Genomic DNA, 6,598 nt, shown 5'->3' on the forward strand with positions numbered 1-6,598 from the left:
GGGCCCACACCACAGGGAGTCCACCATGCCCGCTGCCCGCGAGGCCGCCGACACCACCGAGATACGCGACTGGCTCGTCGAGCGGGTCGCCTTCTACCTGGAATCCCGTCCGCAGGACGTCGACACCGCCGCGGCGCTGATCGAGCTCGGCCTCGACTCGGTCTACGCCCTCACCCTCTGCGGGGACGTCGAGGACCGCTTCGGCCTCGTCGTGGAGCCGACGATGGCCTGGGACCACCCGACCGTCGACGCCCTCACCGCCCACCTGACCCAGGAGCTGAGCGGGCGGTGACGGGTAGCAGCCTCCCGCTGTCCGCGGGCCAGGAGGCCATGTGGTTCCTCCACCGGCTCGCGCCCGAGAGCGCCGCGTACAACATCGTGCTGGGCGTACGGGTGCACAGCGCGCTCGACGAAGGGGCGCTGCGCCGCGCCACGGCCGAGCTCGCCCGCCGCCACGAACTGCTCCGCTCGCTCTACCAGGAGGAGGACGGCCGCCCGCTGCGCCGTCCCGCCCCCGGCCTGGACGCGCCCTTCGAGGTGCACGAGGCAACCGGAGCGAGCGACGCGGAGCTGGCCGACCTGGCCCGCGCGGCGGGCGCCCGCCCCTTCCGGCTCTCGGAGGGCCGGCCGTACCGGGTGGTGCTGCTGCGGCGCGGCCCGGCCGACGCCGCGCTGGTGGTGGCCGCCCACCACATCGCCGGCGACGCCACCAGCCAGTGGCTGATGCTGCGCGACCTGCTGGACGCCTACGCCGGCTTCGCCGCCGGCGGCACCGGCGGCCTTCCCGCCGCCGAGGTGCCCTACGGCGCGCACGTCGCCGAGGAGCGGCGGCTCGCGGCCACCCCCGCACGGCAGCGCGCCGAGCGGTACTGGGCCGCACTGGGCGAGGGGACCGTCGCCGCGACCCTCCCGGCCGACCGGCCGCGCGGCGCGGCGGCGGCGCTGCGCGGGGCGACCCACGCGCACCGGATCGACCCCGAGCTGGCGGAGCGGCTGCCGCAGGCCGCCGCACTGGCCCGGGCGACCCCTTTCGGGATGCTCCTCGGCGCCTTCCAGGCCGCGGTGCACCGGTCCACCGGACTCGACGACTTCGTCATCGGCTGCCCGGCCTCCGTCCGGATGGGCAAGGGCGCCTCCGACATGGTCGGCTACCTCGTCAACTCCCTCGCCCTGCGGGCCCGGTTCACGCCCGACACCACCGTCGGCGAGGCCGTGTCGGCCGCCCACGACGGACTGCTGCGGGGCCTGAGCCACCTGCGGCACCCCGTACCGGTCCCGCAGTTCGCGATGGCCGTGACCCTGCTGGCCATGGACCGGCTGCCCGTCCCCGGCCTGGTCGGGGACGGGAACGGCACGGACGGGAACAGCACGGACGGGAACGGCACCGAGTACGCGGGACTGCGGCTCAGCCTCCTCGATCTCCCCCACATGGAGGGCCAGTTCGACTTCAACGTGGAACTTCGCTCCGGCCGCACCGGACTCACCGTCGTACTGCGCTACGCCGACGACCTGTTCACCGAGCAGACCGTACGGCGGTTCGCCGAGGTCTTCGAGCGGATGGTCCGGGCCGCGGTGGAGGAGCCGGACACGGCGGTCTCCCGGGTCCCGCTCGTCTCGACCGAGGACCTGGCCGACCTGCTGAGCCTCGGCGCCGGATCCGACGACTGGTAGCGGCCGCCCCGCGCCCTCCCCCCACCAGGCCGAACCCCCCATGGCAGCCGATATAGGTCGCGTATGAGAGGGGCCTGTCAGCGTGTATCCACCACCCCAACCACGAGGTCGTCATCATGAATCAGGTATCCGGGGCCGGCCGAAAGCCGCTGGTCGAACGCATCACACGGTGGAGCGTCCACAACCGGAAACGGGCAGCCTTCGGCTGGCTGGGTCTGGTAGTCCTCATCATCGCGCTGGGCGCGGGCCTCGGCTCTACCAGCCTCGACGAGCACGCCCCGGGTGAGACGGGCCGTGCACAGAAGATGCTCGACGACGCCATGGTCTTCGCGCCGCCCCAGGAGAACGTGCTCATCGAGGCGAAGGACGGAGCCCCCGGCTTCGCCCAGAACCCCGATCTGCAGGCCGCGGCGAAGGACGTCGCGCAGGCGCTGCGCGGACTCGGCAACGACGAGAGCGGAGCCCCCTGGGTGTCCGACGTCGTCTCTCCGAGCGACAGCGCCGAGGTGGCGCGCAAACTGGTCTCCCAGGACGGGCGTTCGCTGCTCGTCCGCTTCTCCGTGACCGGGTACTCGATGGAACCCACGGAGAAGGCGATCATCGAGCAGGCGGCCTCCCACCCCGCCGTGTCCATCGCGCAGACCGGCAAGGTCAGCGTGAGCCAGGCCATCGACAAGATCCAGGACGAGGACTTCACGCGCGCCGAGGTCCTGTCGATCCCGCTCACCATCGTCATCCTGGCGGTCGTGTTCGGCTCGCTGATCTCGGCCGGCCTGCCGGTGCTGATCTCGCTGGTGTCGGTCATCGCCGCGATGGGCTTCCTGACGTTCTTCGGCAAGTGGATCGCGATCGGCGACTCCACCCCCTCGGTCGTGCTGCTGATCGGTATGGCCGTCGGCGTCGACTACTCGCTGTTCTACCTGCGCCGCGCCCGTGAGGAGCGGGCCGCCGGCCGGGACAACGAGACCGCGCTGATCATCGCGGGCCGTACGTCGGGCAAGGCGGTCGTGGTCTCCGGACTCACCGTCATGATCGCCTTGGCGGGCCTGCTGTTCACCGGCATCGAGACGTTCACCGGCATGACGATCGGCACCATCGCCGTCGTCGGCATCGCGATGCTCGGCGCGGTCACGGCGCTGCCCGCCGTACTGGCCTGGCTCGGTGAGCGGGTCGACAACTGGAAGGTGCCGTGGCTGGGCGCCCGCCGCACCGAGGTCAAGGACTCCCGGGTATGGGCCTCCGTGGTGCGCCAGGTGGTCAAGGCCCCGGTTCTGTGGGCCGCGGTCGGCACGGGCGTCCTCGTCCTGCTCGCCGTGCCCGCCCTGGGCATGAAGCTGTCCGACCCCGACCTCAAGCACCGGATGCCCACCGACGTGCCGGCCCTCCAGGCCTTGGAGCGGGTCCAGAAGGCGTTCCCGGTCAGCACCCAGCCGGCCGAGGTGGTCGTCCGCGGTTCCAACCTGGACGGCGCCGAGGTCAAGGCCGGCATCGCCGCGCTGAAGGAGCGGGTCGCCGCGAGCGGCGGCAAGCTGAAGGAGCCCGTCGAGGCCAGCATGATCCCCGGCGGCAAGCTGATGGTCGTCCGCGTCCCGATGGACGGCGACGGCAAGGACAGCACGTCCGTCGCCGCGCTGAAGGAACTTCGGGAAGTGGCCCTGCCCGCCTCGCTCGGCAAGGTCGACGGCCTGGAGTTCGCGGTCGCCGGCGACACCGCCAAGCAGGAGGACTTCAACACGGCCCTGACCGACAGCGCCCCGTGGGTGCTCGGCTTCGTGATGGTCCTGGCCTTCGTCCTGCTGGCGTCGGCGTTCCGATCGCTGCTCATCCCCATCGTGTCGATCGTCCTCAACCTGCTGTCGATCGGGGCGGCGTACGGGGTGCTGACCCTGGTGTTCCAGGACGGGCACCTCTCCTCCGTCCTCGACTTCCGCTCCTACGGCGCCGTGGTCAGCTGGCTGCCGCTGTTCATGTTCGTCACCCTGTTCGGCCTCAGCATGGACTACCACATCTTCATCCTGAGCCGGGTGCGCGAGTACCGGGGCCGCGGACTGTCCACCAAGCAGTCGGTGGTCGAGGGCATCACCAGGAGCGCCGGCGTCGTCACCAGCGCCGCCGCCGTGATGATCGCCGTGTTCTCGGTCTTCGGCACGATGTCCGCCATCGACTTCAAGATGGTCGGCGTCGGACTGGCCACGGCGGTGCTCATCGACGCCACCATCGTCCGCGGCGTGCTCCTGCCGGCCACGCTGACGATGTTCGGCGACGCCACCTGGAAGATGCCGAGCTGGCTGCGCTGGCTGCCCGGCATCAGCCTGGAGGGCGCCGACGAGGAGCCGGCGGGCCGCGAGGAGCAGGACCCGCGGCCGCTGGCCGTCGCGCCGGACACCGTCCGGAGCTGACCTTCCCCGTCAATCCCCCGCAGGGGAAGAGCGAGGGGCCGGGGTGCGCCGAATTCGGGCGCACCCCGGCCCCTCGTCTTTTCCCGCCGGGAAACGTCCGCAGGTCGGACCGTATAGGCGGTGTATAGCGGGATCTCGGAAGATTTCAGACGTCAGGCCGAATGATTGCCATCGGAGCCTGCCACGAAGGGAAATTCGTGCCCGAGAAACCGTACTCAGGAATTCTGGAGACCATAGGGAACACCCCTCTGGTTCGCCTGGAAAACCTGCTGCCCGGCTTCGGGTCCAAGGTCTTCGCCAAGGTCGAGCGATTCAACCCGGGCGGCAGCATCAAGGACCGGTCGGCGCAACGCATGCTGATCGACGCGGTGCGCTCCGGCGAGTTGAAGCCGGGCAAGTCAGTCGTCATCGAGTCCAGCTCCGGCAACCTCGCCGTCGGACTCGCCCAGATGTGCCGCTACTTCGGACTGCGCTTCGTGTGCGTGGTGGACGGCAAGACCACTGGCCAGAACCTCGCCATCCTGAACGCCTTCGGAGCCGAGGTGGAGGTCGTCACCGAACGGGACGAGGCCACCGGCGAATACCTGCCGGCCCGGCTGCGCCGGGTGCGCGAGCTGGTCGCAACCGTCCCGCACGCCTTCTGGCCCAACCAGTACGCCAACCCGCTCAACCCGCGGGCCCACGAGATCACGATGCGGGAGATCGCCGCGTCGCTGAACGGGACCGTCGACTACCTCTTCGCCTCCGTGAGCACCTTCGGCACCCTGAAGGGCTGCTCCGACCACATCCGCAACGAAGGCCTGGGCACCACGGTCGTCGCCGTGGACGCCCTGGGCAGCGCCATCTTCGGACACGAGTCCAGCGTGCGGCTGATCCCCGGACACGGCGCCTCCGTCGTGCCGCCGCTGATGGACCCCGACGCCGCCGACGACGTCGTCCACATCTCCGACCTCGAATGCGTCGCGGCCTGCCGCCGGCTCGTGGACCGGGAGGCCATTTTGGCCGGCGGATCGTCCGGCGCGACCGTCGCCGCCCTCCAGAAATACGCGGAGCGGATTCCCGACGGATCCCATTGCGTCCTGATCTTCCCGGACGGTGGGGACCGCTATCTCGACACGATTTATTCCGACGAGTGGGTCCTCCGTCATTTCGGCGAGGTATCCCACCTCTGGAAGGGCTGAAATCCCATGATCGTCATCCGGCACGCCGACGTCGAGAAACTCCTCGAAGGCCGTGAGACGGACAACATCCGTACCGTGGCCGAGGCATACCGGCTGCACGCCTCGGGTGAGACCGCCGTCCCGCACTCCGTTTTCCTGCGCTTCCCCGGCCGGGAACGGGACCGCATCATCGGACTGCCGGCCTACCGCGGCGGCGACCGGCCCGTCGCCGGAATGAAGTGGATCTCCTCCTTCCCGGCGAACGTCGACTCCGGACTGGAGCGCGCCAGCGCCGCGATCCTCCTCAACTCCCTGGCCACCGGCCACCCGGAGGCCCTGGTGGAGGGCTCGGTGATCTCGGCCCGTCGCACGGCGGCCAGTGCCGCGCTCGCCGCCGAGCTGCTGACCCGCGCGGACCGGCCGGAGGGCGTCGCGCTGATCGGCTGCGGCGTCATCAACGCGGCGATCCTGCGCCACCTGGCCGCCGCGCTGCCCTCCCTCACCGCCGTCACCCTGTACGACCACTCTCCGGAGCGCGCGACCCGGTTCGCGGCCGACGCCGCCGCCTACGCCCCCGGGCTCACGGTCTCCCGGGCCGACAGCCTCGACGAGGCCCTCGGCGCGCACCGGCTGGTCTCCTTCGCCACCACGGCCGGAGTGCCGCACACCGGACTGGACGCCGTGCGGCCCGGCAGCGTGGTCCTGCACGTCTCTCTGCGCGACCTGCGGCCCGAGGCCCTGCTCGACGCCCACAACATCGTCGACGACGCCGACCACGTGTGCCGCGAGCGCACCTCCCTCCACCTGGCCGAGCAGCTCACCGGCGGACGCGCCTTCATCGACGCGTCCATCGGTCAACTGCTCACCGGCGAGGTGGAGTTCACCCGGCAGCCCGGCCGGACGGTGGTCTTCTCGCCGTTCGGGCTCGGCGTGCTGGACCTGGCCCTCGCCGACCACGTGCACGGCGAGGCGGTGCGCCAGGGCCTCGGCGTACCGGTCGACGGCTTCCTGCCGGGACCCGGCGCCTGACACCCGGCGCCCCCGGCCCCGCCCGCACCCCACCCCCCCCGCCCCCCACCCGCCCGTCCGACACCTTTCGTTCCCGCGGAATCCAAGGAGCAGACATGAGCACCGAGCAGACCGACGACCGCACCTACCTCGTCGTCCACAACGACGAGGAGCAGTACTCGATCTGGTGGGCCGAGCGCGAGCTGCCCGCCGGCTGGACCGCCGAGGGCACCCAGGGCTCCAAGGACGAGTGCCTGGCCCGGATCGCCGAGGTCTGGACGGACATGCGCCCGCGCAGCCTGCGCGAGCGCATGGACTCCGCCGCGGCCTGACCGCACCCGCCCCCGCCCCCCGCACCCC

At 71.3% G+C, this 6,598-nt stretch carries 6 protein-coding genes; all 6 read left to right on the forward strand.

Translation table 11 applies throughout. The annotated features are described in order from the left end of the window. Window positions 1-25: 25 nt before the first annotated feature. The 6 genes from OG247_RS43395 (at window position 26) to OG247_RS43420 (ending at window position 6,570) form a co-directional block, all read left to right on the forward strand. Complete coding sequence (locus OG247_RS43395; protein ID WP_327258020.1) at window positions 26-292, forward strand: acyl carrier protein; 267 nt, start codon at window positions 26-28, stop codon at window positions 290-292. Continuing rightward, entirely contained in the window at window positions 289-1,671 is a 1,383-nt protein-coding gene (locus OG247_RS43400; protein ID WP_327258021.1) for a condensation domain-containing protein, read from the forward strand. The genes OG247_RS43395 and OG247_RS43400 overlap by 4 nt, the downstream gene beginning before the upstream one ends. Window positions 1,672-1,787: 116 nt before the next feature. Next, window positions 1,788-4,070 carry an MMPL family transporter gene (locus tag OG247_RS43405; protein ID WP_327258022.1) on the forward strand — a complete coding sequence of 761 codons (2,283 nt, stop codon included), beginning with the start codon at window positions 1,788-1,790 and terminating at the stop codon, window positions 4,068-4,070. 197 nt (window positions 4,071-4,267) lie between these two features. Continuing rightward, window positions 4,268-5,251 (forward strand): 2,3-diaminopropionate biosynthesis protein SbnA, encoded by a 984-nt coding sequence (gene sbnA / locus OG247_RS43410; protein ID WP_327258023.1) that lies wholly within the window; start codon window positions 4,268-4,270, stop codon window positions 5,249-5,251. A 6-nt stretch (window positions 5,252-5,257) separates the two neighbouring features. Next, window positions 5,258-6,259 (forward strand): 2,3-diaminopropionate biosynthesis protein SbnB, encoded by a 1,002-nt coding sequence (gene sbnB / locus OG247_RS43415; RefSeq protein ID WP_327258024.1) that lies wholly within the window; start codon window positions 5,258-5,260, stop codon window positions 6,257-6,259. A gap of 95 nt (window positions 6,260-6,354) precedes the next feature. After that, window positions 6,355-6,570 carry an MbtH family protein gene (locus OG247_RS43420; RefSeq protein WP_327258025.1) on the forward strand — a complete coding sequence of 72 codons (216 nt, stop codon included), beginning with the start codon at window positions 6,355-6,357 and terminating at the stop codon, window positions 6,568-6,570. Window positions 6,571-6,598 lie beyond the last annotated feature (28 nt).

Origin of the sequence: Streptomyces sp. NBC_01244 (assembly GCF_035987325.1) — a bacterium.
Taxonomy (GTDB): Bacteria; Actinomycetota; Actinomycetes; order Streptomycetales; family Streptomycetaceae; genus Streptomyces.